Source organism: Frigidibacter sp. SD6-1, from assembly GCF_030143255.1.
Classification (GTDB): Bacteria; Pseudomonadota; Alphaproteobacteria; order Rhodobacterales; family Rhodobacteraceae; genus TMP-24.
On sequence record NZ_JARJNR010000013.1, the window covers coordinates 34,749 to 58,703 of the forward strand.

Annotated in this window: 22 protein-coding genes; 14 read left to right on the top strand and 8 right to left on the bottom strand. The window is 65.8% G+C overall.

The window, feature by feature from the left end; all coding sequences use genetic code 11:
• Window positions 1-128: 128 nt before the first annotated feature.
• From P0645_RS17915 to P0645_RS17960, 10 genes are all read left to right on the top strand, one after another.
• Entirely contained in the window at window positions 129-935 is an 807-nt protein-coding gene (locus tag P0645_RS17915; protein WP_284165914.1) for an ABC transporter substrate-binding protein, read from the top strand.
• Window positions 936-1,008: 73 nt separating this feature from the next.
• A complete protein-coding gene (locus tag P0645_RS17920; protein WP_284165915.1) occupies window positions 1,009-1,674 on the top strand; it encodes an amino acid ABC transporter permease in 666 nt (221 codons plus the stop codon).
• Window positions 1,675-1,684: 10 nt separating this feature from the next.
• Window positions 1,685-2,338 (top strand): amino acid ABC transporter permease, encoded by a 654-nt coding sequence (locus P0645_RS17925; RefSeq protein ID WP_284165916.1) that lies wholly within the window; start codon window positions 1,685-1,687, stop codon window positions 2,336-2,338.
• Window positions 2,331-3,053 (top strand): amino acid ABC transporter ATP-binding protein, encoded by a 723-nt coding sequence (locus P0645_RS17930; RefSeq protein WP_284165917.1) that lies wholly within the window; start codon window positions 2,331-2,333, stop codon window positions 3,051-3,053. The genes P0645_RS17925 and P0645_RS17930 overlap by 8 nt, the downstream gene beginning before the upstream one ends.
• A gap of 41 nt (window positions 3,054-3,094) precedes the next feature.
• The gene (locus P0645_RS17935) at window positions 3,095-3,979 is read left to right on the top strand and encodes a dihydrodipicolinate synthase family protein (protein ID WP_284165918.1); all 885 of its coding nucleotides are present in this window, start codon (window positions 3,095-3,097) and stop codon (window positions 3,977-3,979) included.
• Between the two features lie 162 nt (window positions 3,980-4,141).
• Complete coding sequence (locus P0645_RS17940) at window positions 4,142-5,377, top strand: NAD(P)/FAD-dependent oxidoreductase (RefSeq protein WP_349775096.1); 1,236 nt, start codon at window positions 4,142-4,144, stop codon at window positions 5,375-5,377.
• A gap of 2 nt (window positions 5,378-5,379) precedes the next feature.
• Entirely contained in the window at window positions 5,380-6,381 is a 1,002-nt protein-coding gene (locus P0645_RS17945; protein ID WP_284165920.1) for a 4-hydroxyproline epimerase, read from the top strand.
• A 53-nt stretch (window positions 6,382-6,434) separates the two neighbouring features.
• Window positions 6,435-7,535, top strand: a complete 1,101-nt coding sequence (locus P0645_RS17950; RefSeq protein ID WP_284165921.1) for a cis-3-hydroxy-L-proline dehydratase — start codon at window positions 6,435-6,437, stop codon at window positions 7,533-7,535.
• A 1-nt stretch (window position 7,536) separates the two neighbouring features.
• A complete protein-coding gene (locus P0645_RS17955) occupies window positions 7,537-8,565 on the top strand; it encodes a trans-3-hydroxy-L-proline dehydratase (protein WP_284165922.1) in 1,029 nt (342 codons plus the stop codon).
• Between the two features lie 17 nt (window positions 8,566-8,582).
• Complete coding sequence (locus tag P0645_RS17960; RefSeq protein ID WP_284165923.1) at window positions 8,583-10,085, top strand: aldehyde dehydrogenase (NADP(+)); 1,503 nt, start codon at window positions 8,583-8,585, stop codon at window positions 10,083-10,085.
• A 77-nt stretch (window positions 10,086-10,162) separates the two neighbouring features.
• Here the strand turns inward: P0645_RS17960 and P0645_RS17965 are convergent, their stop codons facing one another.
• On the bottom strand, window positions 10,163-11,155 hold the full coding sequence (locus P0645_RS17965; protein WP_284165924.1) for an asparaginase: 993 nt from the start codon (window positions 11,153-11,155) through the stop codon (window positions 10,163-10,165).
• 196 nt (window positions 11,156-11,351) lie between these two features.
• On the opposite strand from P0645_RS17965, the gene P0645_RS17970 reads away from it, so the two are divergent.
• Both P0645_RS17970 and P0645_RS17975 read left to right on the top strand, forming a co-directional pair.
• Window positions 11,352-11,867 carry an invasion associated locus B family protein gene (locus P0645_RS17970; protein WP_284165925.1) on the top strand — a complete coding sequence of 172 codons (516 nt, stop codon included), beginning with the start codon at window positions 11,352-11,354 and terminating at the stop codon, window positions 11,865-11,867.
• 3 nt (window positions 11,868-11,870) lie between these two features.
• Window positions 11,871-12,635 carry an inositol monophosphatase family protein gene (locus P0645_RS17975; protein ID WP_284165926.1) on the top strand — a complete coding sequence of 255 codons (765 nt, stop codon included), beginning with the start codon at window positions 11,871-11,873 and terminating at the stop codon, window positions 12,633-12,635.
• Between the two features lie 160 nt (window positions 12,636-12,795).
• Here the strand turns inward: P0645_RS17975 and P0645_RS17980 are convergent, their stop codons facing one another.
• Window positions 12,796-13,554 carry a DeoR/GlpR family DNA-binding transcription regulator gene (locus P0645_RS17980; protein WP_284165927.1) on the bottom strand — a complete coding sequence of 253 codons (759 nt, stop codon included), beginning with the start codon at window positions 13,552-13,554 and terminating at the stop codon, window positions 12,796-12,798.
• A gap of 128 nt (window positions 13,555-13,682) precedes the next feature.
• Here P0645_RS17980 and glpD point away from each other — a divergent pair, with 128 nt between their 5' ends.
• Entirely contained in the window at window positions 13,683-15,245 is a 1,563-nt protein-coding gene (gene glpD / locus P0645_RS17985) for a glycerol-3-phosphate dehydrogenase (RefSeq protein ID WP_284165928.1), read from the top strand.
• The gene (gene glpK, locus P0645_RS17990; protein ID WP_284165929.1) at window positions 15,242-16,726 is read left to right on the top strand and encodes a glycerol kinase GlpK; all 1,485 of its coding nucleotides are present in this window, start codon (window positions 15,242-15,244) and stop codon (window positions 16,724-16,726) included. The genes glpD and glpK overlap by 4 nt, the downstream gene beginning before the upstream one ends.
• Window positions 16,727-16,849: 123 nt before the next feature.
• Here glpK and P0645_RS17995 read toward each other — a convergent pair whose 3' ends face one another.
• The 6 genes from P0645_RS17995 to P0645_RS18020 all read right to left on the bottom strand — a co-directional run bounded on the left by P0645_RS17995 (window position 16,850) and on the right by P0645_RS18020 (window position 23,836).
• Window positions 16,850-17,071 carry a formate dehydrogenase subunit delta gene (locus tag P0645_RS17995; RefSeq protein WP_284165930.1) on the bottom strand — a complete coding sequence of 74 codons (222 nt, stop codon included), beginning with the start codon at window positions 17,069-17,071 and terminating at the stop codon, window positions 16,850-16,852.
• On the bottom strand, window positions 17,061-17,879 hold the full coding sequence (gene fdhD, locus P0645_RS18000; RefSeq protein ID WP_502855250.1) for a formate dehydrogenase accessory sulfurtransferase FdhD: 819 nt from the start codon (window positions 17,877-17,879) through the stop codon (window positions 17,061-17,063). Before fdhD ends, P0645_RS17995 begins: the two co-directional genes overlap by 11 nt.
• Window positions 17,876-20,755, bottom strand: a complete 2,880-nt coding sequence (gene fdhF / locus P0645_RS18005) for a formate dehydrogenase subunit alpha (RefSeq protein WP_284165932.1) — start codon at window positions 20,753-20,755, stop codon at window positions 17,876-17,878. Before fdhF ends, fdhD begins: the two co-directional genes overlap by 4 nt.
• A 91-nt stretch (window positions 20,756-20,846) precedes the next feature.
• Window positions 20,847-22,382 carry a formate dehydrogenase beta subunit gene (locus P0645_RS18010; RefSeq protein WP_284165933.1) on the bottom strand — a complete coding sequence of 512 codons (1,536 nt, stop codon included), beginning with the start codon at window positions 22,380-22,382 and terminating at the stop codon, window positions 20,847-20,849.
• Window positions 22,379-22,846 carry a formate dehydrogenase subunit gamma gene (locus P0645_RS18015; protein WP_284165934.1) on the bottom strand — a complete coding sequence of 156 codons (468 nt, stop codon included), beginning with the start codon at window positions 22,844-22,846 and terminating at the stop codon, window positions 22,379-22,381. Before P0645_RS18015 ends, P0645_RS18010 begins: the two co-directional genes overlap by 4 nt.
• A 105-nt stretch (window positions 22,847-22,951) precedes the next feature.
• A complete protein-coding gene (locus P0645_RS18020; RefSeq protein ID WP_284165935.1) occupies window positions 22,952-23,836 on the bottom strand; it encodes a LysR family transcriptional regulator in 885 nt (294 codons plus the stop codon).
• Between the last annotated feature and the right edge of the window lie 119 nt (window positions 23,837-23,955).

A 23,955-nucleotide genomic window follows, 5' to 3' on the forward strand; every position in this document is an offset into this window, starting at 1 on the left:
AACCTCCGAATGTGGATTGCATCCACTTTCTTCGGGATAAAGTCTATTGTAAATTGGATCCAATATCCAGTAGAACTCTTGCATCGCGATTCCCCGGGGGGGAGCGCGTTCCGACAGGAGGGAACTCAATGAAAAAGACATATCTTGCCACCGTCAGCCTTGCCGCGATGCTTGCCGCAGGTGCTGCGCAGGCCGACAAGCTTGACGATATCATCGCCTCGGGCACGCTGCGCTGTGCGGTCGTTCTCGACTTCCCGCCGATGGGGTCGCGCGATGCCGACAACAATCCGGTGGGCTTCGACGTCGATTATTGCAACGACCTTGCCGCAGCACTTGGCGTGACGCCGGAATATGTGGAAACCCCGTTCCCCGACCGTATTCCCGCGCTCGTCTCGGGCCGCGCCGATGTGGGCGTCGCCTCGACCTCTGACACGCTGGAACGGGCCAAGACCATCGGCTTTTCCATCCCCTATTTCGCCTTCACCAACGTCGTGCTGACCCGCGAAGGCGCGGGCGTCGACAATTTCGAAGGCATGTCGGGCCATGTGGTCGGTTCGGTCGCGGGCACGTTCGAAGGGATCAAGCTTGAGGAAAACATCAAGGCCTGGGGCGCGGGCGAGTTCCGTCCCTACCAGACGCAGGCCGACGTCTTCCTCGCCCTCAGCCAGGGCCAGATCGACGCGACCGTCGTGACCTCGACCGTCGCTTCCTCGATCGTTGCTTCGGGCCAGTATCCGGGGCTCAAGATCGCGGGCGATGCGCCCTATCCGATCGACTATGTCAGCCTGATCGCGCTGCGCGAAGAGCAGGGGCTGATCAACTACCTCAACCTCTTCGTGAACCAGCAGGTCCGGTCGGGCCGCTATCAGGAACTTTACGACAAATGGGTCGGCGGCACCGCGCCGGGCCTGACGATCGACGGCGTCTACCGCTAAGCCGTCGCGGGGCGCGTGCCTCCTCCCTGAGCGCGCGCCCCTCATTCGCTGATCACAGACCCGGGGGAGGGTCATGTTCAACTATACGTTCCATTGGCATCAGGCGTTCCGCGCCCTGCCCGACATGATGTGGGGCGCGCTCGTCACGATCGAGGTCGCGGTCTTTTCCATGGTGCTGGGCATCGCCTTCGCGGTCCTTCTGGCGGTTGCGCGCCTGTCGTCGAACCGGCTGGCCTATGGTGCGGCAACCGTCTGGATCGAGGTCGCGCGCAATACGCCCGCGCTTTTCCAGATCTACATGGCGCATTTCGGGCTCGGGTCCTTCGGCATCCATCTCAGCCCCTGGTGGGCGCTTCTGGCCGGGATCACCTTCAACAATGCAGGCTATCTGGCCGAAACCTTCCGCGGTGCGCTGCGCGCCATCCCCGCAACCCAGACCCGCGCCGCGCGGTCGCTCGGCATGGGGCCGATCCGCGCCTTCTGGTCGGTCGTCCTGCCGCAGATGTTCCGCATCTCCTTCCCGCCGATGACGAACCAGATGGTCTGGGCGATCCTGATGACCTCGCTCGGCCTGACGGTGGGCCTCGCGACCGACCTTGCGGGCGTCACGCAGGAACTGAACGTGCGCACCTTCCGCACCTTCGAATTCTTCGCGCTGGCGGCGGTGCTTTACTATCTGATCGCCAAGGCCGTGATGCTGGGCGCGCGACTGATCGCCTGGCGGCTTTTCCGGTACTGAGGGGGCAAAGATGTTCGATACCGCATTGACCCTCAAAGACCTGATGTTCCTCGCGAAGGGCGCCGGGATCACACTCGCGATCACGGCAATCGCGGTTCTCTTCGGCACCGCTCTCGGCGTGGTGTTCGGCACGATCAAGGCCCAGGTCTCGGCCCTTGCAGCCGCGCCCCTGACCTTTGTCCTCGACATCCTGCGCTCGGTGCCCTTGCTGATCCAGCTGATCCTCGCCAATGCCTTCCAGTCGATCGCCGGTTTCGGCTGGTCGCCCTTCACCGTCGCCTGCGTGATGCTGTCGCTCTACACCTCGGCCTATTGTACCGAGATCGTGCGCGGCGGCATTGACGCGGTTCCCGCCGTCACCCGACGCGCCGCGCGGTCGCTCGGCATGAGCTGGGGCCAGGACATGGCCAACGTGACCCTGCCGATGGCGATGCGCGTGGCGCTGCCCGGCTGGATCGGGCTGGCGCTTGGGGTGATGAAGGACACGGCCCTTGTCCTCTGGCTGGGGATCATCGAACTGCTTCGGTCGTCGCAGATCCTTGTGACGCGCCTGCAGGAGCCGCTCTTCATCCTCCTGATCACCGGCGCGATCTATTTCCTCATTTCCTTCCCGATCGCCCGGATGGGCGGGCGGCTTGAAGCACGGTGGCGCGAGAATGATTGAGATTGAGAATGTCCGGAAATCCTTCGGGGCCCTTGAGGTTCTGAAAGGCGTGTCGATGACGGTCGAGAAGGGCGAGGTGGTCACCGTGATCGGCGGCTCGGGGTCCGGCAAGTCGACGCTCCTGACCTGCATCAACGGGCTGGAGGCGATACAGGGCGGCAAGATCACCGTGGACGGCACGGTCGTGCACGACCCCAGGACCGACCTGAACAAGCTCCGCCAGAAGATCGGCATCGTCTTCCAGCAGTTCAACGCCTTCCCGCATTTGACGGTTCTGGAAAACGTCACGCTTGCCCCCCGCAAGGTCCTGGGGATGAGCCGCGAGGCGGCAGACGAGATCGCGGTGAAGCAGCTGTCGCATGTGGGGCTCGCCGACAAGCTCTCCGTCTACCCCTCGCGCCTCTCCGGCGGTCAGCAGCAGCGCATGGCGATCGCGCGGGCGCTGGCGATGTCGCCCGACTACATGCTGTTTGACGAGGTCACATCGGCCCTGGACCCCCAGCTGGTGGGCGAGGTGCTGGATACGCTGCGGCTTCTGGCATCCGAAGGCATGACGATGATTTGCGTCACGCACGAGATGCGGTTCGCGCGCGAGGTCTCGGATCGTGTTGCCTTCTTCCGCGAGGGGCTTATTCATGAGATCGGCACGCCCGCCCAGATTTTCGAGGCGCCCGAGAAACCGGAAACCGCGGCTTTCCTCAAAGTCGCGCACTGAGACGAAACGTAAGGAGTTCTGAGAGAATGTGGACGGGAATGATGCCCGCCGTGACCACCAAGTTCACGGCTGATGGAGAATTGGACCGCGCCGAGATGGAGCGCTGCTTCGGCCTGCAGATCGACGCGGGCAATGCGGGCCTGATCACCTGCGGGACGCTGGGCGAGGGCAACATGCTCAGCCCCGACGAGCGGCTGGAGGTGCTGAAGATCGCCAAGTCGGTCACCGGCAAGAAGCCAGCGCTCCTGACGATTTCCGAGGCGGGTACGCGCGAGGCCTGTGCGCTGGCAGCTCGCGCCGCGAAGGCCGGGGCGGACGGGCTGATGGTCGTACCCTCGCCGATCTACCATACCAACCGGGCCGAGACGATCGCGAACCTCAACGCCATCGCGAACGCGGGCGGCCTGCCCGTCATGATCTATTCCAACCGCGTCGGCTACCGTGTCGATGTGACGCCCGAGATGATGGTGGAACTGGCCGAAAACCCGCTGATGGTGGCGATCAAGGAAAGCTCCGACGACATCCGCCGCTGCACGGAAATCTTCAACACCGTGGGCGACCGGTTCAAGGTGCTGACCGGGGTAGACAACCTTGGGCTTGAGGCGATCCTGATGGGCTGCGATGGCTGGGTGTCGGGCGTCTCCATCGCCTTCCCCAAGGAAAATCAGGCGATCTATGACCTCGCGAAGGCAGGCCGCGTGGCCGAGGCGCGCGAGATCTACCGCTGGTTCCGCCCGCTTCTCGACCTCGATGTCTCGACCTTCCTCGTCCAGCAGATCAAGCTCGCCGAAGCCATCGCCATCGGTTCGACCGAACATGTCCGCGCGCCGCGCCAGCCGCTGGTCGGCGAGCATCGGGCGCGGGTCGAAAAGCTGGTGCGCGAGCGCATCGCCTGCCGTCCGGCACTGCCGAAACTGGCGGCGTAACGCCCTTCGCCGACCTTGCGCCTCCCCTCCCCCGCGTGGGGAGGGGATGGGGGTGGGGGGCGGAGCGAAAGCCCCCTCCCCATCCCTCCCCCACAAGGGGGGAGGGGGGCTCTGAACCGGTAGGCGTTGCGAAAGAATGGCATCGGGAATGCAGGCGTTTTGATGTTTGACGTGATCGTCATCGGCGGCGGGATCATCGGGCTGACGGCCGCCTTTCGTCTTTGCGAAGCGGGCCGGAAAGTCCTGATCCTTGACCGCAAGGGCATGGCCTGCGAGGCGAGCCGCGGCAATGCCGGGGCCTTTGCCTTTGCCGATGTTGAACCGCTCGCATCCCCCGGCGTGATCTGGAAGGCACCCTTCTGGCTGATGGACCCTCTCGGGCCCCTGTCGATGCCGCTCTCCTACGCGCCGAAAATGCTGCCCTGGATGTGGCGCTTCTGGCGCGCAAGCCGGCCGGCGCCGCACGAGGCCTCGACCGCCGCGCAGGCGCGGCTGATGGAGCTGGCCAAGGCCGAGACCGACGATCTGTTCGCCACGGCCGGGCTGTCACATCACCTGCGCCGCGATGGCGCGATCTATCTTTACGACGGCGAAGCGGCGCTGAAATCATCGCGGGGCCTGTGGGACCTGCGCGCGCGCCATGGCGTGGAATTCGAGACCGTCAGCGGCGCGCGGCTGGCCGAACTGCAACCCGGCCTGCACCCAAAATACACCCATGGTGTCTTCATCCCGGCCTGGATGACGCTCTCGGACCCTTACGAGGTCGCCTGCGCCATCGGTCAGGCGGCGCTGGCGCGTGGCGCTCAGTTCGAAAAGGGCGAGGTCGTGGACCTTTCACCCAACGGGCAGGGGGTGAGTGTCAGGCTCGCCGACGGGCGGCGGATCAGCGCGCCGAAGGTCATCCTCGCCTGTGGCGCCTGGTCGCACAGACTGGCGGCAAAGCTGGGCGACAAGGTGCCCCTGGAAACCGAGCGCGGCTACAACACCACTCTGCCGCCGGGCGCTTTCGACCTGAAGCGCCAGCTTGTCCTGCCGCAGGACGGCTATGTCATCACGCCGCTTGCCACCGGCATCCGCGTCGGCGGCGCGGTGGAACTGGCGGGTCTGGACCGGGCGCCCGATTTCCGCCGCTCGGAAATCCTCCTGAAAAAGGCCGAAGGCGTCATGCCGGGCCTGAAGACTGAAGGCGGCGTGCAGTGGATGGGCTTCCGCCCCTCGCTGCCCGATACGCTGCCGATCATTGGCCGCGCCCCCCGCGCGCCGAACGTGCTTTATGCTTTCGGCCACGGCCATCTTGGCCTGACCCAGGCCGCCGCCACCGCGCGGCTTCTGACCGACATGACGCTGGGGCGGCCCCCGGCGATTGACCTCAGCCCCTACAGACCGGAAAGATTCTGACCATGGCGAGCCATACGTTCTTCTGCATCGACGGCCATACCTGCGGGAACCCCGTGCGGGTCGTCGCGGGCGGCGGGCCGAATCTGCAGGGTACCACGATGCTGGAAAAGCGCGCGCACTTCCTGGCAGACTATGACTGGATCCGCCACGGGCTGATGTTCGAGCCGCGCGGGCATGACATGATGTCGGGCTCGATCCTCTACCCGCCGACGCGCGAGGATTGCGATGTGGCGATCCTCTTCATCGAAACCTCGGGCTGCCTGCCCATGTGCGGGCACGGCACCATCGGCACGGTGACGACCGCCATTGAACGCGGGCTGGTCACCCCCAGGGTGCCCGGCGTCCTCAGGCTGGATACGCCCGCGGGGCTGGTGGTGGCGGAATACCGCCAGGAAGGCCAGTTCGTCGAGGAAGTGAAGCTGACGAACGTGCCCGCCTTCCTCCATTCCGAAGGCCTGACGGCGGAGGTCGAGGGGCTGGGCGAGGTCGTGGTCGACGTGGCCTATGGCGGCAACTTCTATGCGATCGTCGATCCGCAGAAGACTTTCCGCGACATGGCCGATCATTCGGCAGGCGACCTCTTGCGCTGGTCGCCGCTTCTGCGCCGCGCGCTGAACGACAAGTACCAGTTCCAGCATCCCGAGAAGCCCGAGATCAGGGGCCTTTCCCATATCCTCTGGACCGGCAAGCCCACACGCCCCGAGGCCACGGCGCGCAATGCGGTCTTCTACGGCGACAAGGCCATCGACCGGTCGCCCTGCGGCACTGGCACCTCGGCGCGCATCGCGCAATGGGCCGCGAAGGGCAAGCTCAAGGAAGGCGAGACCTTCACCCACGAAAGCATCATCGGGTCGATGTTCAAGGGCCAGATCGTCGGGCGGGCCGAGGTTGGCGGCAAGCCTGCCGTCATCCCCTCGATCGCCGGATGGGCACGGGTGACCGGCTACAACACGATCTTCATCGACGACCGCGACCCGTTCGCGCACGGGTTCCAGGTTTTGTAAGGCGGCACGTAGGATGGGCAATATTGCCCATCCTACCGACAGGGGGGACGAACATGAAAATCACCGGCATCCGCGCCTATCAGGTCGACCTGCCCCTGAAGGAAGGCCGCTACAGCTGGTCGAACGGCAATTATGTCGAGGTCTTCGATGCGACCGTCGTCGCGGTCGAGACCGACGAAGGCATCACCGGCTGGGGCGAATGCTGCCCCTTGGGCTCCGCCTATCTGCCGGCCTATGCGCTGGGCGTCCGCTCGGGTCTGGCGGAAATCGCGCCCAAGGTCATCGGGCTTGACCCGCGCGACCTCGGGGTCCTCAACCGCCACATGGACGCCGTCCTGCGCGGCCATCCCTATATCAAGGCCGCAATCGACGTGGCCTGCTGGGACATTCTCGGCAAGGCCTCGGGTCTGCCCTGCTACCAGCTTCTGGGGGGCAAGGCACAGCAAGACATCAGGCTCTACAGGGCGATCTCCCAGATCGAACCCGAGGCGATGGCGGCAAATGTCGCGGGCTACCGGGCCGAAGGCTACACGAAATTCCAGCTCAAGGTCGGCGCCGACGCCGACAGCGACATCGCCCGCATCCGCGCCTGCCGGTCGATCCTGCAGCCGACTGACATCCTCGTCGCCGACGCCAACACCGGCTGGACGATGCACGAGGCGGCGCGCGTGGTGAATGCCGTCCGCGACCTCGACGTCTATATCGAACAGCCCTCGCCCAGCTACGAGGAATGCCTCGCCACCCGGCGCCGGTCGTCTTTGCCCTTCATCCTCGACGAAAACATCGGCTCGGTCGGCGACCTCATGCGCGGGATCGCGGACGGGGCGATGGATGTGATCAACCTGAAGATCTCGAAGGTCGGCGGCCTGACAAAGGCCCGCCAGATGCGCGATCTGTGCATCGCGGCGGGCATCCCGATGACCATCGAAGACACCTGGGGCGGCGATATCGTCACCGCGACCATCGCCCATCTCGCGCAATCGACGCCCGAGGAATTCTGCTTCTCGGCCACCGATTTCAACTCCTACGGCACGAAAGACATCGCCAGCGGCGCGCCGAAACGGGTGAAGGGCTGCATGCGCGCCTCCGACGCGCCGGGCCTCGGGGTCGAGCCGATCATGGCGGCGCTCGGCGCACCGGTGCTGGAGGTCTGAGATGCGCACGAAGGGCGTGATCCATGTGGTGGGCTGCCATGCCGAAGGCGAGGTGGGCGACGTGATCGTCGGCGGCGTCGCCCCGCCACCGGGCGACACGATCTGGGACCAGTCGCGCTGGATCGCCGCCGACAATGGCTTGCGCGATTTCGTCCTGAACGAACCGCGCGGCGGGGTCTTCCGGCATGTGAACCTTCTGGTGCCGCCGAAAGACCCGCGCGCTGTCACCGGCTGGATCATCATGGAGCCCGTCCATACGCCGCCCATGTCGGGGTCGAACTCGATCTGCGTCGCGACCGTGCTGCTGGATACCGGGATCGTGCCGATGACCGAACCCGAAACGCGCTTCTGCATGGAAGCGCCGGGGGGGCTTGTCGAGGTCGCCGCCACCTGCCGCGATGGCAAGGCCGAGCGCATCCGGGTGACGAATGTGCCAAGCTTCGCGGCAAGGCTGGGTGCGGCGCTGGAGGTCGAAGGTCTGGGCACGCTGAACGTCGACACCGCCTATGGCGGGGACAGTTTCGTTCTGGTCGATGCGGCGGCCTGCGGCTTCGCGCTCGACCCGTCCGAGGCGCGGGATCTGTCCGAGACAGGCATGAAGATCCGCAAGGCCGCGACCGAACAACTGGGCTTCCACCACCCGACCAACCCCGACTGGACGCATATCTCCTTCTGCCAGTTCACCCACCCGGTCGCGGTGGTGAACGGCGTGAAGACCGGGCGCAATACGGTCGCCATCGAGCCCGGCAAGCTCGACCGCTCGCCCACCGGCACCGGCTGTTCGGCGCGGATGGCGGTTCTTCATGCGAAGGGCGAACTGAAGGTGGGCGAGGCCTTTACCGGCATCTCTATCATCGGATCGGAATTCCACTGCCGCCTCGAACGCGAGACCGACCTGAACGGCACCCCGGCCATTGTCCCCTCGATTTCCGGGCGGGGCTGGATCACTGAAATCAAGCAACTGGTCTGCGATCCCGCAGACCCCTGGCCGCGCGGCTACCGGGTGGGCGACACCTGGCCCATGCGGTGACTATGGAAGGAAAAGACATGCTGACCGGATGCCATCTGATTGCCGGGGACTGGGTGATGGGCGAGGCGACCTTCGCCTCCGCCCCCGCCTCGGGCGAGGCCCATCACTTCTCGGTGGGAACCCCCGCCCATGTGGACGCCGCCTGCAAGGCGGCGGAAGAGGCCTTCTGGTCCTTCTCGGCGCTCGGGCGTGACACGCGCGCCCGTTTCCTCGAACGGATCGCCGACGAGATCGAGGCGCGCGGGCCCGCGATCACCGAAGTGGGCCATCAGGAAACCGGCCTGCCGACGGCGCGGCTGGAAGGCGAGCGCGGGCGCACCACCGGCCAGCTTCGCCTGTTCGCCGCCCATATCCGCAAGGGCGACTATCTCGACCGCCGCCATGATGCGGCGCTTCCCGACCGCCAGCCCCTGCCGCGCCCCGAACTGACGCTGGTCCAGCGCCCCATCGGCCCGGTCGCGGTCTTCGGCGCCTCGAACTTCCCGCTCGCCTTCTCGGTCGCGGGCGGCGACACGGCCTCGGCGCTCGCCGCAGGCTGCCCGGTGGTGGTGAAAGGCCATTCCGCCCATCCCGGCACGGGTGAGCTTGTCGCGCAGGCGATCCATGCGGCGATCCAGGCCGAAGGGCTGCATCCGGGCGTCTTCTCTCTGATCCAGGGCGGGCGGCGCGATGTGGGCGAGGCTTTGGTGAAACATCCGCTGATCCGCGCCGTGGGTTTCACCGGATCGCTCGCCGGGGGCCGCGCGCTCTTCGACCTCTGCGCCGCGCGCCCCGACCCGATCCCCTTCTTCGGCGAGCTCGGCTCGGTCAACCCGATGTTCCTCCTGCCCGCCGCCCTTGCCGCGCGCGGCGAGGCGATCGCGAAGGGCTGGGCCGGGTCGCTGACGATGGGGGCGGGCCAGTTCTGCACCAATCCCGGCATCGCTATCCTGATCGACGGGCCGGAGGCTGAGGCGTTCGTCGCCGCCGCGCACGCGGCGGTGGGCGCGGTCGGACCCCAGACGATGCTGACCGACGGCATCGCCAGCGCCTACCGCGATGGCCAGCGCCGGATCGCGGCCGGCCATGGTGTGCGCGAGGTGCTGGCCACCTCCTGCGACCTGCGCACCGCCACGCCCTACCTCTACGAAGTCCCGGCCGCCGACTGGCTCGCCGATCACGCGCTGGCCGAAGAGGTCTTCGGACCGCTCGGCCTGATCGTCCGGGCGCGCGACGCGGCGGAGGTGGAGCGCATCGCACACAGCCTCCAGGGCCAGCTCACCTGCACCCTGCACATGGACGCCGCCGACACAGCCGCCGCCCGCCGCCTCCTGCCGATCCTCGAACGCAAGGCCGGCCGCGTCCTTGCCAACGGCTTCCCCACCGGGGTCGAGGTCGCCGACGCCATGGTCCATGGCGGTCCCTATCCGGCCTCGACCAACTTCGGCCACACCTCGGTCGGCACTATGTCGATCCGCCGCTGGCTCCGGCCGGTCTGCTACCAGAACATGCCCGCCGACCTGATCGCCGACGCCTCGTAAAGCGGAGGGAGGGCCCTGCCTCCCTCTTTCGTTTTCAAATATCCCGGGGGTCCGGGGGCCGGCCCCCGGCCTACGTCTCAGCAGAAGCCCGGCGCCAGGCGCAATTCACCGGTGGTGAAGCCCCGCCAGTTCTTCTGCGGCCCGCTCAGATATTTCGCCACGACCGGATCGGCCGGGTCGAGCGCGCCAAGCCGCACGAGGATCGCGGTGATCGCGGCTTCCGCCGCGCGGGTGCCGCCGTCCATGATCTTCAGCGCCACGCCGCACTTCTGTTCGGGCAGGATGGCGATGAACACTGCCTCCGCCCCGGTCTTGACCGAGACGCGGCCGCCCATGGCGCGCATGAGGTTGGTGCAGGCGCGGCCTTCGCCGGCAACCAGGTCAGGATGCCGCCCCATGGCGCGGGTCAGGCGGAAGGCGGCGCGGGCACGGGCGTCGCCGTCCTCGCGCGCGGCGGCGAAGTAGGACATCGAGCGGGCAAGCGCCTGGACCGAGGTCGCGAAATTCGGCGCCGAACAGCCGTCGATCCCCCAGCCGGGGCTCTCCATCCCGGTCACCTCCTCGAAGGCGGCCCGCACCGCCTTCTGCACCGGATGATCGACCTCGACATATTCCGACCCGCCGCCCAGATGCTGGTTCAGGGTCAGGAAGCCCGCATGCTTGCCAGAGCAATTGTTGTGCAGCTGACAGGGCCTCTCGCCCGCGCGGATCATCGCCTCGCGGTCGGGCTCGCCCATCGGCATATGGCTGCCGCAGCGCAGGTCGGCCTCGCCGAGGCCGCGATCCGACAGCCAGGCCGCGACGCGCCCGGTATGGATCGCAGCGCCATTGTGGCTGGCACAGGCCAGCGCCAGATGTTCGTCCTCAAGCCCCGCCGCCTCCGCCGCGCCGCTTTCCAGAAGCGGCAGCGCCTGCAGCATCTTGCACGACGAGCGGGGAAAGATGATCGCGTCCGGATCGCCCCAGGCCTCGACGATCGCGCCCTTTTCGTCGGTGATCACCACATGGCCGCGATGGGTGCTTTCCAGAAGGCCGCCGCGCCAAAGCTCGATCAGTTCCGCCGCCGCCATCGGTTCCCCTTCCCATCCTGCGCTTTTCAGCGATTTTTCGCCACCCGCGGTCCCTGCGGGTCTTTCCCTGCCGGGCTCCATTGGGCTAAGAGTTCAATATCGAGTTGAAATGGCCCCCGCCACCCAAAAACAAGCGCGACCCGGTATCGGGCCGGGGCGCAAGAATCAGGGCGGGGCAGAGGCTGGAGGGCGGACAATGAAGGTTTGGCAGAGTTGGATTGCAGCCGCGGCCTTGCTGGTGACAGGGTCGGGCACGGCACTGGCGCAGGTATCGACCAATCGCGTGGCGGCCAATACCGACTGGAGCGTCTTTGTCGAGGGCGCCGATTGCTGGGGCGTGTCGGCGCCGAAAGAGACGGTGAACACCAAGGACGGCAAGTCGGTCGCGGTGCGCCGGGGCGATATTCTGCTCTTCATCACCTACCGCAAGGGGACGAAGGGCGAGATTTCCTTCACCGGCGGCTATCCGTTCGCGCCGGGATCGACCGTCGGCCTTGATGTCGGCGGCACCAAGTTCGATCTCTTCGTCGATGGTGAATGGGCCTGGGCCGGGTCACCGGATGATGATGCGAAGATCATCACCGCGCTCAAGGCCGGGTCGAGTGCGATCCTCACCGCCCGCTCGGCGCGTGGCACCCAGACGCAGGATACTTTCTCGCTCCTCGGCTTTTCGGCCGCCGTCGACGAGGCCGCCAAGCGCTGCGGCGGCTGATACATGCGCGACGCCGAGCTTGACGATGCACTCGTGATCGCCGGTGCCGCCGCTGAGGCGGCACTTGGCTTTTTCCGGGGCCGCCTCGGGATAGAATTCAAGGCCGATGAAAGCCCGGTGACCCAGGCCGACCGCGCCGTCGAGGCCGAGGTGCGCCGCCTGATCGCCGACCGTTTCCCCGGCCACGGCATCTATGGCGAGGAGCACGGGATCGAGGGCGGGGACGCGCGCGCGCTCTGGGTCATCGACCCGATCGACGGCACCCGCAGCTTCATCTCCGGCCATCCCCTGTTCGGCTTCCTGCTTGCCCATCTCGTCGATGGCGAGGTTGAACTGGCCGCCGTCGGCATGCCAGCGCTGGGCGAGGTCTTTGCCGCGCGGCGGGGCGGCGGCGCCTGGAAGGACGGTGCGCGCCTGTCCTCGTCAGGGCGGCGGACGCTCGACGGGGCGACGCTCTATGTGAACGAGGGCGAAAAGATCTGGCGCGCCCATCCGGAGGTCTTCGCGCGGCTGATGAACGCGGGCACCACCCGGCGCTTCTCCTACGACTGCTACCCTTACGCGCTTCTCGCCATGGGCCATGTCGATGTCGTCGTGGATTTCGACCTGCAGCCCTACGATTACCTGACCGTCTCGCTTCTGGTCGAGGAAGCGGGCGGCAAGATGACCGACTGGGCGGGCGGGCGCCTCCATATGGGCGAAAGCGTCGCGACCGTCGCTGCCGCGACACCCGATCTGCACGCCGCCGCGCTGGCCCTCCTGCGCTGAGGGCGCGGTCAAATTCCTTCACGAAGGAATTTGGCGGCACCGTTGCGCCCGATCCGGGGATCGCGCGGCGCGTCAATCGTCTGGTGGGTGTGCTGATCAGGCATACGTTCTGCCATACGCAAACTGCACCGGTTCGCTTTTGTTCGGTTCAGGGTTTTCGTCACGAAACCGAAACCGCCGTGCCCCAGTCGGCACATCTCGCCGCAAGCTCCGGGGGCAGCTTCCGGTCGGTGAAAAGCCTCCCGATCTCCGACAAAGATGCGATCCTGACCGGCGCCGTCCGTGTCAGTTTGGAATGGTCGGCCACCAGATAGCTGCGCCGCGCCTGCCTTATGATCGCGCGGCTTACCCGCACTTCCTGGCTGTCGAAATCCAGAAGGTCGCCGTCCCGGTCGAGCGCCGAGGTTCCGATCACCGCGAAATCGACCTTGAAGGTCTCGATCGCCTCTTTCGTCAGATCGCCGACCAGCCCGCCGTCGGATCGCCTGAGCACGCCGCCGGCGACGATCACATCGCAGCTTTCGCTTTCCGCCAATATGTTGGCAACATTGAGATTATTGGTCACGACCGTCAGGTTTCGATGGTCCAGAAGCGCCCGCGCCACCGCTTCGGTCGTCGTGCCGATATTGAGGAACAGCGAAGAATTGTCGGGGATCGCAGCAGCGCAGGCCTGCCCGATCCGCGCCTTCGCCTCGGCATTCAGCAGCCGCCGCTCGGCATAGCCGATATTGGCAACGCCCGCCTTCAGCACCGCCCCGCCATGCACCCTGTCCAGCCGTCCGGCGTCGGCAAGTTCCGTCAGGTCGCGGCGGATGGTCTGCAGCGTGACGCCGAACCGCTCGGCCAGGTCATCGACCAGCACGCGGCCCTCGGTCCGCGCCAGCGCGAGGATTTCACTTTGTCTTAGGCTCAGCGCCATAGGATGCTCTCCTGCCTTTGCGCCAGTCTATCGCGAAATCCCGGCGGGCAAAGCAAAAACGAATAAAAACGAACATAATCTTTGACAGATCGCGCCAATCCGCCTCTAATCCGCACAAGGAGGCCCCCATGGATTCGCGCCCCGTTTACGATCTGTTCATCATTGGCGGCGGCATCAACGGCTGCGGCATCGCCCGCGACGCCGCCGGACGCGGGCTGACGGTCTCGCTCGCCGAGATGAACGATCTCGCCTCGGCCACCTCCTCGGCCTCGACCAAGCTCTTTCACGGCGGCCTGCGTTATCTGGAATATTTCGAGATCGGCCTGGTTCGCAAAGCCTTGAAAGAGCGCGAAGTTCTGCTCTCCGCCATGCCTCATATCTCCTGGCCGATGCGCTTCGTCCTGCCCTATCACCCCGACATTCGGTTCGAGGGCGAAACTCCCACCTCGCGCCTCTTGAACCTCTTCATGCCCTGGATGCGCGGTCGTCGCCCGGCCTGGCTGATCCGGCTCGGGCTTTTCCTCTACGACCATCTCGGCGGCCGCAAGATCCTGCCCGGCACCCGCACGCTGAATCTGCGAAAGGACCCTGCAGGCCTTCCCCTGAAGCGAAAATTCGCGAAAGCCTACGAATATTCCGACTGCTGGGTCGAGGATGCGCGCCTCGTCGTCCTGAACGCCCGCGACGCCGCCGAACGCGGCGCCGAAATCCTGACCCGCACCCGCGTCACCGGGGCCGAACGGACAGGCGATCACTGGACCGTCACGTTGGATAGGGGCGGGCAAACCGAGACGCGCCGCGCGAAGGTGTTGGTCAATGCCGGCGGCCCATGGGTCGAGAAGGTCGTGCGCGGCATCGCCCATATCGACACGAAGGAATCGATCCGCCTGGTGCGCGGCAGCCATATCGTGGTCCGCAAGCTTTACGATCACGACCGCTGCTATTTCTTCCAGGGCGAGGATGGACGCATCATCTTCGCCATCCCCTATGAGGAGGATTTCACCCTGATCGGCACCACCGACATGGATCACGGCGACGATCCGGCGGGACCGGTCTGCACCGAGGCCGAGCAAGACTATCTCTGCGCTTTCGCGTCGAACTACTTCGAAAGACCGGTGACCCGCGATCAGGTGATCTGGACCTATTCGGGCGTCAGGCCGCTCTACAATGACGGGGCGAAATCCGCGCAGGCGGCGACGCGCGATTACGTCCTCTCGCTGAACCAGGAAGGCCCGCCAATCCTCTCGGTCTTCGGCGGCAAGATCACCACCTACCGCAAGCTTGCAGAGGCGGCGCTGGCGAAGATCACGCCCTTCCTTGCGCCCGCGGGTGGCGATTGGACCGCAGGCGTGCCGCTCGCCGGGGGCGGTTTCACCGTCGGCGCGGCGCCAAGCCTCGGGGCCTTGCTGAAGCTCGACCATCCGTTTCTCAGCGACTACACCTGCCGCCGCCTCGCGCGCGCCTACGGGACGGAGGCTGCAAAGATTGTCGCCGGAGCGTCCCGGTCGGAGGATCTCGGCCGTGCCTTCGGTGCGGGCTTGACGGAACGAGAGGTCGACTGGCTGATGACCAGAGAATTCGCGCGGACGGCGGAGGATGTGGTCTGGCGGCGCTCGAAGCTCGGGCTCCGGATGACGGCGGGGGAAATCGCCGAGCTTGACCTCTGGATGAAGGGAAGGGCCGCCGCATGAGCCATATCGTCGCGATAGATCAGGGCACCACCTCCTCCCGCGCCATCGTCTTCGACCGCGAGATGCGGGTGAAGGCCTCGGCCCAGCAGGAATTCACCCAACATTTTCCCGCCTCAGGCTGGGTCGAACATGACCCGGAAGAGATCTGGTCCACCGTCACCGCCACCGTGCGCGGCGCGATTGACCGGGCCGGGATCACGGCGGCCGAGGTGACCGCGATCGGTATCACCAACCAGCGCGAAACGACGGTGGTCTGGGACCGGGAAACCGGCAAGCCGCTTTACAATGCCATCGTCTGGCAGGACCGCCGCACCTCCGAAACCTGTGCGCGACTGAAGGCTCAGGGCCATGAGGCCATGGTCACGCGGAAGACCGGCCTGCTGCTCGACCCCTATTTTTCCGGCACCAAGCTCGCCTGGATCCTCGACCAGAGCCCGGACGCCCGCGCCCGTGCGGCGCGAGGCGACATTCTCTTCGGAACCATCGACACATTCCTGATCTGGCGGCTGACCGGTGGCATGGTCCATGCGACCGATGCCACCAATGCCGCGCGGACGCTTCTCTTCAATATTCGCGAGAACCGCTGGGACGAAGAGAGTCTCGCGCTTCTTGACATCCCCAGAGCGATGCTTCCGCAGGTCCGCGACTGCGCCGCCGACTTCGGCGCGACGCGCCCCGATCTTTTCGGCAAGGCGATCCCGATCCTCGGCGTCGCGGGTGACCAGCAGGCAGCGACCATCGGTCAGGCCTGCTTCACCCCCGGCATGATGAAATCGACCTACGGCACAGGCTGCTTTGCCCTTCTCAACACAGGCGAGACGCTTGTCGAAAGCCGCTCGCGACTGCTCGGGACCATTGCCTACCGACTGAACGGCAAGACTTCCTACGCGCTCGAAGGCTCGATCTTCGTTGCGGGTGCCGTGGTGCAATGGCTGCGCGACGGGCTGAAGATCATCCGCGAGGCGCAAGAGACCCAAGCCCTCGCCGAGACAGCAGATTCCGCGCAAGATGTGGTCCTCGTCCCCGCCTTCACCGGCCTCGGAGCGCCCTACTGGAACGCCGACTGCCGGGGGGCGATCTACGGTCTGACGCGGAACTCAGGCCCCGCGGAGCTGGCAAAGGCTGCTCTGGAAAGCGTGGGCTACCAGACCCGCGACCTCCTGGAGGCGATGCGCGCGGACTGGTCGGGGGCGGCCGACAGCGTCCTCAGGGTCGATGGCGGCATGGTCGCGTCGGACTGGGCGATGCAGTTCCTCGCCGACATCCTTGGCGCCCCGGTCGACCGGCCGGTGATCACCGAAACGACCGCGCTCGGCGCCGCCTGGCTTGCCGGCATGCAGGCCGGGCTCTACCCCGATGCGGCGGGCTTCGCCCGCACCTGGGCGCTTGACCGGCAGTTCCGCCCGGCGATGGACGGGACGAGGCGTGCCGCAAAATATGCGCGCTGGCAACGTGCGGTGACGGCGACGCTTTCTGTCTGAAAGGCCGGGGGTTTCACCCCCGGACCCCCAGGATATTTGGACCAGAATGAAAGGGCATGCTTTTCATTCTGGTTCAAATATCCTCGGGGAGCGCGAGGGGCAGACAGCCCCTCGCATCCGCCCTCAGGCCGCCTGAACCGGCCGGATCTTCGCCGAGGCCTCGATGACCAGCGGCTTCAGCCCCTGACCGCCAGCCCCGATATGATCGAACAGCTGCTTGCGCATGCGCGGCTCCCAGAAGTCGCTGATATGGGCGGCGGTGCCCGCGACGGCCTCGTCATGCTTCTTCGATTCGAAGAAGGTGGCGATCTGGTTGGCCATGCGGATCATTTTTTCAGGCGACATCGGCAGCCTCGTTTCCGTCAAATCTTTCGGGATGGGTGAAAAGTTCGAAATCGGCCCCGCGCAGGACGGCGACAAGAGTGATGCCCGCCGCATCGGCCTCGGCGATCGCGAGCGCGGTCGGGGCCGAAGCGGCCATCAGCACCGGCGCGCCGATCATCGCAGCCTTCTGCACCATGTCGACCGAAACGCGGCTGGTGATGACGATCGAGCCGTCGCTGGCCTTCAGACCCGCCCGCGCGATGGCACCCGCGAGCTTGTCCAGCGCATTGTGGCGGCCTACGTCCTCGCGCCCCAGCACAACGCCCTGGCCGGGGATGTAGAAACCGGCGGCATGCGCCGCGCGCGTGGCGTCGTTCAGCGCCTGGTGGCGAAGCAGTCCTCTCATCGCCGCCTCGCAATCGGCGGGCGTCAGGCGCAGGCCGTCGGCGACGGAAGGAAGCGCCCGCATCGCCTCGTGGATCGAATCGATCCCGCACAAGCCGCAGCCCACCGGGCCCACCTGCGCGCGGCGCCGGGCCTGAAACCGCGCCTCGGCTTCCGGGGCCAGCCACATGCGCAGTTCGATCCCCTGCGGCAGTTCGACCAGTTCGGTCTCGCGGATCTCTGACAGGTCCCCGACGATGCCTTCGGTCAGCGAGAAACCGGTGGCGAAGTCCTCCAGCGCGGCCGGGGTCGCCATCATCACCGCCTGCGTCGTGCCGTTGTAGACCAGCGCCACCGGCACCTCTTCGGGCACGGCGCGACTGCCGCGCTGCCACCGCCCTGCCCGGAAGGCGCGGCGGTCTATGGCGCGGTGGGTCTCCATCACTCGGCCGCGGGCAGGATGCGGCGGGCCATGTCGGCCTGCGCCTCGTACTCGACCTGCCATTCCGACGGGCCGTTCGAGGGGCTGACCTGCACCGCCGTGACCTTGTATTCCGGGCAGTTGGTGGCCCAGTCCGAGAAATCGGTGGTCACGACGTTGGCTTGCGTCGTCGGGTGGTGGAAGGTCGTGTAGACGACGCCGGGCGAGACGCGGTCGGTGATTTCCGCCCTCAGCGTGGTTTCGCCGGACCGCGACGACAGCCGAACGAAATCGCCGTCCTTGACGCCGCGGTTCTCGGCGTCGTGGGGGTGGATTTCCAGGATGTCCTGATCGTGCCAGACGTTGTTTTCCGTCCGCCGGGTTTGGGCGCCAACGTTATACTGGCTGAGGATCCGGCCGGTGGTCAGCAAGAGCGGGAAGCGTGGCCCGGTCTTTTCATCCGTCGCCACATATTCGGTGCGGATGAACTTGCCCTTGCCGCGAACGAAGCCGCCCACATGGACAAGTGGCGTTCCGTCGGGTGACTTGTCGTTGCAGGGCCACTGGACCGAGCCGCGCTCTTCCAGAAGATCGTAGGTCACATTGGCGAAGGAAGGCGTGGTCGCCGCGATTTCATCCATGATTTCAGACGGATGGGTATAGGTCCAGCCCGCGCCCATGGCATTGGCGAACATCTGGGTCACTTCCCAGTCCGCATAGCCGTTCTTCGGCGCCATCACCTTGCGGACGCGGTTGATGCGGCGTTCGGCGTTGGTGAATGTGCCGTCCTTTTCAAGGAAGGACGAGCCCGGGAAGAAGACATGGGCGTAGTTCGCCGTCTCGTTCAGGAAGAGGTCATGGACGATGACGCATTCCATCGCCGCAAGGCCTGAGGCCACGTGATGCGTGTCGGGGTCGGATTGCAGGATGTCCTCGCCCTGGCAGTAAAGGCCCTTGAAGGTGCCCTCGACGGCGGCGTCCAGCATGTTGGGGATGCGCAGGCCCGGCTCGGACGAGATGGTGACACCCCAGAGCTTTTCGAAGATGTCGCGCACTTCGGGGTTCTTCACATGGCGGTAGCCCGGCAGTTCGTGCGGGAACGACCCCATGTCGCAGGAGCCCTGCACGTTGTTCTGGCCCCTGAGCGGGTTCACGCCGACGCCGGGGCGGCCGATGTTGCCGGTCAGCATCGCAAGGTTGGCGATGCCGATGACCGTGGTCGAGCCCTGGCTGTGCTCGGTAACGCCGAGGCCGTAGTAGATCGAGCCGTTGCGCGCGCCCGCATAAAGCCGGGCGGCGGCGCGGACTTCGGCCGCCGGAACGCCGGTGAAACCTTCGATCCGTTCGGGGCTGTGGCGTTCGTCGGCAGCGAATTCCATGTAATCCTGGAATTCGTCCCAGTCGCAGCGCTCGCGGATGAAGGCTTCGTCATAAAGCTTTTCGGTCACGATCACATGGGCAAGCGCGGTGACGATCGCCACGTTGGTGCCGGGGCGCAGCGCCAGATGGTGGGCGGCCTTGATATGGTTCGACTGCACCATTTCCGTCCGGCGCGGGTCGACGACGATCAGCTTTGCGCCCTGGCGGATGCGCTTCTTCAGGCGCGAGGCAAAGACCGGGTGGCCAGCCGCCGGGTTCGCGCCGATGACGATGGCGACATCGGTTTCCTCGACCGAGTCGAAATCCTGCGTGCCGGCCGAGGTGCCGAAGGTCTGGCCAAGGCCATAGCCCGTGGGCGAATGGCAGACGCGGGCGCAGGTATCGGTGTTGTTGTTGCCGAAGACCGCGCGGGTCAGTTTCTGGACCAGGAAGGTTTCCTCGTTGGTGCAACGCGACGAGGTGATGACACCGACCGCTTCCTTGCCGTACTTGGCCTGGATCGCCTTCATCCGGTTGGCGGCGAATTCCATCGCCTCGGCCCAGGTCACTTCCTTCCACGGGTCAGAGACACGCTCGCGGATCATCGGGTTCAGGATGCGGTCCTTGTGGCTGGCGTAGCCATAGGCGAAACGGCCCTTCACGCAGCTATGGCCCCGGTTGGCCTTGCCCTGCTTGTAGGGGACCATGCGCACCAACTCGTCGCCGCGCATTTCGGCCTTGAAGGAACAGCCCACGCCGCAGTAGGCACAGGTGGTGATGACAGACCGTTCCGGCGTGCCGATGTCATACATCGACTTTTCGGCCAATGTGCCGGTCGGGCAGGCCTGCACGCAGGCGCCGCAGGACACGCAGTCGGACGAGAGAAACGTGTCCGACTTCATCCCGGCCTTCACCCGGCTGTCCCAGCCACGCCCCTCGATCGTCAGGGCAAAGGTGCCTTGCACCTCTTCACAGGCCCGCACGCAGCGCGAACAGACGATGCATTTCGACGGGTCGTAGCTGAAATAGGGGTTCGAGTCGTCCTTGGGGATGAACTGCGGATTGGCCTCTCCGCTGGTGTTCTTCGCCCGGAAATGGGTATCCTTGGCCTCGTAGCGCACATCACGAAGGCCGACGACGCCTGCCATGTCCTGCAATTCGCAATCGCCGTTCGAGACGCAGGTCAGGCAGTCGAGCGGGTGGTCGGAGATGTAGAGTTCCATCACCCCGCGGCGGATGTCCTTCAGCCGCCCGGTCTGGGTATGAACCTTGATGCCGGGAGTGACGGGCGTGGTGCAGCTGGCGGGCGTGCCCGCGCGGCCCTCGATCTCCACCAGGCACAGGCGGCAGGAGCCGAACGCATCGACCATGTCGGTCGCGCAAAGCTTGGGGACGGAAATCCCCACCTCTTTCGCCGCGCGCATGATCGAGGTGCCGGCAGGCACGGTCACGTCGAACCCGTCGATGGTCAGCGTCACCATCTCTTTCGCCTTCGAGGCCGGGGTGCCGTAATCCTGATCGGGAAGGATGAAGTCTTTCATTCTGCGGCCTCCTTCATGCGGACGGCTTGGGTCTGAGGCGCCAAGATTTTTCGAAAAATCTTGGCAAAATTCTTAGAAGAATTTTGCACGCTCATTCTGCGGCCTCCTTCGAACGGGCGAAGTCGTCGGGGAAATGGGTCAAGGCGCTCATCACCGGATAGGGGGTGAAGCCCCCCAGCGCACAGAGCGAGCCGAGTTTCATCGTGTGGCACAGGTCCCTCAGGATCGGCATGGCGCTGGGGTCGCCCGCCGCGATCCGGTCGACGGTTTCCACGCCGCGCACCGCGCCGATCCGGCAGGGGGTGCATTTACCGCAGGATTCAATGGCGCAGAATTCCATCGCGAAGCGCGCCATTTTCAGCATGTCGGTGCGCTCGTCAAAGACAGTGATCCCGGCGTGGCCGATGAGCCCGTCCTTGCCCGCGAATTCCTCGTAACCGAAGGGCGTGTCGAAAAGCGCGGGCGGGAAATAGGCGCCCAAGGGGCCGCCCACCTGCACCGCCTTGACCGGGCGGCCCGAGAAGGTGCCGCCGCCGATCTCGTTGACGATCTGGCCGAGCGTCAGGCCGAAGGCCGTCTCATAGAGCCCGCCAAACTTGACGTTGCCCGCGATCTGGATCGGGATCGTGCCGCGCGACCGGCCAAGGCCGAAGTCGCGGTAGAAGCCGGCGCCCTTGTCCATGATCACCGGAATCGTGGCAAGAGAGATGACGTTGTTGACGACCGTGGGCTTGCCCATGAAGCCCTGCAGCGCGGGCAGCGGGGGTTTCGCGCGCACGATGCCGCGCTTGCCTTCCAGCGAGTTGAGAAGCGATGTCTCCTCGCCACAGACATAGGCGCCCGCGCCGACGCGGATCTCCATGTCGAAGGTTCTGCCGGAACCGAGGAGCGAGGAGCCAAGAAGCCCCTTGGCGCGCGCAATCGTCAGCGCCTCGCCCATCACCTCGATCGCGTCCGGATATTCCGACCGGATATAGACATAGCCCTTGGTCGCGCCGACCGCGACACCGGCAATCGCCATGCCCTCGATCAGGACGAAGGGGTCGCCCTCCATGATCATCCGGTCGGCGAAAGTAGCGCTGTCACCCTCGTCGGCGTTGCAGACGATGTATTTCTGGTCGGCCTGCGCCTCATGGACGGTCTTCCACTTGATGCCCGTCGGAAAGCCCGCACCACCCCGGCCGCGCAGGCCGCTATCGGTGACTTCCTTCAAGATCTCGGCGCCGGTCATCGCCAGCGCCTTGCGCAGACCATTGAGGCCGCCCTCGGCCTCGTAGTCCGCCATCGACAGGGGATCAGTCCGGCCGCAGCGGGCGAATGTCAGGCGGGTCTGGGTCTTGAAGAAGGGGATTTCTTCGACAAGGCCGACGGCCTTGGGGTGGTCGCCGAAATTCGCGTCGAAGAGCGACGGCACATCGTCGGCGCCGACCATGCCGAAGCCGGTGCGCCCGCCAGGCGTCGCGACCTCAAGCAGCGGTTCGAGCCAGACCATGCCGCGTGAACCATTGCGGATGATGGTCACATCCTGCCCGCGCTTGGCGGCTTCAGCACGCACGGCGGCGACCAGTTCCTCGGCGCCGCAGGCCTTGGCGGCGGCATCGCGGGAGATGTAGACCCTAAGGCTCATGCGTCGATCTCCGAGATGATCTTGTCGAAGCGCTTCTTGGTCACCAGACCCACCACCTTGCCGTCGACCATCGCCGCCGGCCCGCAGGCGCAGAGGCCAAGGCAGAAGACCGGTTCCAGCGTGACCGCGCCGTTCTTCGTTGTTTCGTGCCAGTCGACACCCAGCGTTTCGCGGGCGTGATCGGCCACCCGGTCGGACCCGGCGGCCTGGCAGGCCTCCGCCCGACAGAGTTTCACCACATGGCGGCCAGCCGGTTCCTCGCGGAAGTCGTGGTAGAAGGACATGGTACCATGAACCTCGGCCCGGCCGATGTTCAAGACTTCGGCAATCACCGGGATCGCCAGCTGCGGGACATGGCCATATTCGGCCTGAAGCGCATGGAAGATCGGCAGAAGCGGCCCTTCCAGTGCCATATGGTCCGCGATGATCTCGCGCACGCGCTCCTGAGACGGTACGGCTGGCATGGGTCCTCCGGGGCTGGCACTCTGTCAGCTCCGGAAAGTACCGCCCGTCGATTGAAGGATCAATATCGATATGCCGTTGATTGATAGGTAGTGCCTATCAATCCATCACACCGTCGCGATCCGCCGCGCCTCGTCCAGAAGCGACGCAATGACCGGCGTATGCGGCTCGCGCCAGGCGGCGATGAGGCCGACGAGGTGGTGCGCATCGCCGTCATGGATCGGCACGGCGGTCAGACCCGAGCCCTTGCCGAACATGTCGGCAATGGTCTGTGTGACGATCGAGGCCCAGCGGCCGGTCGTCACATGCGCGACAAGCGCGATCGAGGAGTTCGATTCGACATTGGGTTCGACCGAGGCGCCTGCCTCGGCAAGGTGGCGGTTGATGATCCGGCGGTTCTGCATGTCCGAGGTCAGAAGGCACATGGGCTGCGCCGCCGCCTCTTTCCACGACACCGACGAGCGCCCCGCGAGGGGCGAGGAACTGGCCACCAGAAGCCGGTAGGTCTCTTCATAGAGCGGCTGGGTCGTGACGCGGCCCAGCGGTTCGTTTTCCAGATAGGTGATGCCCGCGTCCAGCTCCAGCCGCTCGATCTCCTCAAGGATCTCGTAGGAGGTCCGCGACAGGATCGTCACCTGCACATTCGGGTTGCGCGCCAGATAAGGCACCGTCAGGCGCCCGACCATCGGCAAGGCGGTCGGGATCACCCCGAGCCTGAGATTGCCCGAGACGCCCGAGCGCAGCGCCCGCATCTCCTCGCGCATGGTCCGCGCATCGCCGACGATCCGCAAGGCCCAGTCCAGCACCCGCTGCCCCTCGGGCGTCAGCCCCTGAAACCGCGCGCCGCGAAACACCAGTTGCACACCCAGCATGTCCTCAAGCTGCTTGATGGCGGACGAAAGCGAGGGCTGCGTCACACCTACCGCCTCGGCCGCGCGGCCGAAATGGCGCTCGTTGGCCAGCGCTATGAACATTTCCAGCTTGTCGATCATGGCCGCGAGCCTACGCGAGGGCCGCGCGGCGGAACAAGGGGGGCCTTCAGCCCCCCCAGGGCTATCGCATTTGGCCGATGATGGACCTTGCGAAGTCGTCGGACCATGCTGATCGCTTT

Bases quoted from the DNA above. Each gene is read 5' to 3' on its own strand.
- P0645_RS17915 (WP_284165914.1), top strand. From the start codon at position 129: ATGAAAAAGACATATCTTGCCACCGTCAGCCTTGCCGCGATGCTTGCC.
- P0645_RS17920 (WP_284165915.1), top strand. From the start codon at position 1,009: ATGTTCAACTATACGTTCCATTGGCATCAGGCGTTCCGCGCCCTGCCC.
- P0645_RS17925 (WP_284165916.1), top strand. From the start codon at position 1,685: ATGTTCGATACCGCATTGACCCTCAAAGACCTGATGTTCCTCGCGAAG.
- P0645_RS17930 (WP_284165917.1), top strand. From the start codon at position 2,331: ATGATTGAGATTGAGAATGTCCGGAAATCCTTCGGGGCCCTTGAGGTT.
- P0645_RS17935 (WP_284165918.1), top strand. From the start codon at position 3,095: ATGCCCGCCGTGACCACCAAGTTCACGGCTGATGGAGAATTGGACCGC.
- P0645_RS17940 (WP_349775096.1), top strand. From the start codon at position 4,142: ATGTTTGACGTGATCGTCATCGGCGGCGGGATCATCGGGCTGACGGCC.
- P0645_RS17945 (WP_284165920.1), top strand. From the start codon at position 5,380: ATGGCGAGCCATACGTTCTTCTGCATCGACGGCCATACCTGCGGGAAC.
- P0645_RS17950 (WP_284165921.1), top strand. From the start codon at position 6,435: ATGAAAATCACCGGCATCCGCGCCTATCAGGTCGACCTGCCCCTGAAG.
- P0645_RS17955 (WP_284165922.1), top strand. From the start codon at position 7,537: ATGCGCACGAAGGGCGTGATCCATGTGGTGGGCTGCCATGCCGAAGGC.
- P0645_RS17960 (WP_284165923.1), top strand. From the start codon at position 8,583: ATGCTGACCGGATGCCATCTGATTGCCGGGGACTGGGTGATGGGCGAG.
- P0645_RS17965 (WP_284165924.1), bottom strand. From the start codon at position 11,155: ATGGCGGCGGCGGAACTGATCGAGCTTTGGCGCGGCGGCCTTCTGGAA.
- P0645_RS17970 (WP_284165925.1), top strand. From the start codon at position 11,352: ATGAAGGTTTGGCAGAGTTGGATTGCAGCCGCGGCCTTGCTGGTGACA.
- P0645_RS17975 (WP_284165926.1), top strand. From the start codon at position 11,871: ATGCGCGACGCCGAGCTTGACGATGCACTCGTGATCGCCGGTGCCGCC.
- P0645_RS17980 (WP_284165927.1), bottom strand. From the start codon at position 13,554: ATGGCGCTGAGCCTAAGACAAAGTGAAATCCTCGCGCTGGCGCGGACC.
- glpD (WP_284165928.1), top strand. From the start codon at position 13,683: ATGGATTCGCGCCCCGTTTACGATCTGTTCATCATTGGCGGCGGCATC.
- glpK (WP_284165929.1), top strand. From the start codon at position 15,242: ATGAGCCATATCGTCGCGATAGATCAGGGCACCACCTCCTCCCGCGCC.
- P0645_RS17995 (WP_284165930.1), bottom strand. From the start codon at position 17,071: ATGTCGCCTGAAAAAATGATCCGCATGGCCAACCAGATCGCCACCTTC.
- fdhF (WP_284165932.1), bottom strand. From the start codon at position 20,755: ATGAAAGACTTCATCCTTCCCGATCAGGATTACGGCACCCCGGCCTCG.
- P0645_RS18010 (WP_284165933.1), bottom strand. From the start codon at position 22,382: ATGAGCCTTAGGGTCTACATCTCCCGCGATGCCGCCGCCAAGGCCTGC.
- P0645_RS18015 (WP_284165934.1), bottom strand. From the start codon at position 22,846: ATGCCAGCCGTACCGTCTCAGGAGCGCGTGCGCGAGATCATCGCGGAC.
- P0645_RS18020 (WP_284165935.1), bottom strand. From the start codon at position 23,836: ATGATCGACAAGCTGGAAATGTTCATAGCGCTGGCCAACGAGCGCCAT.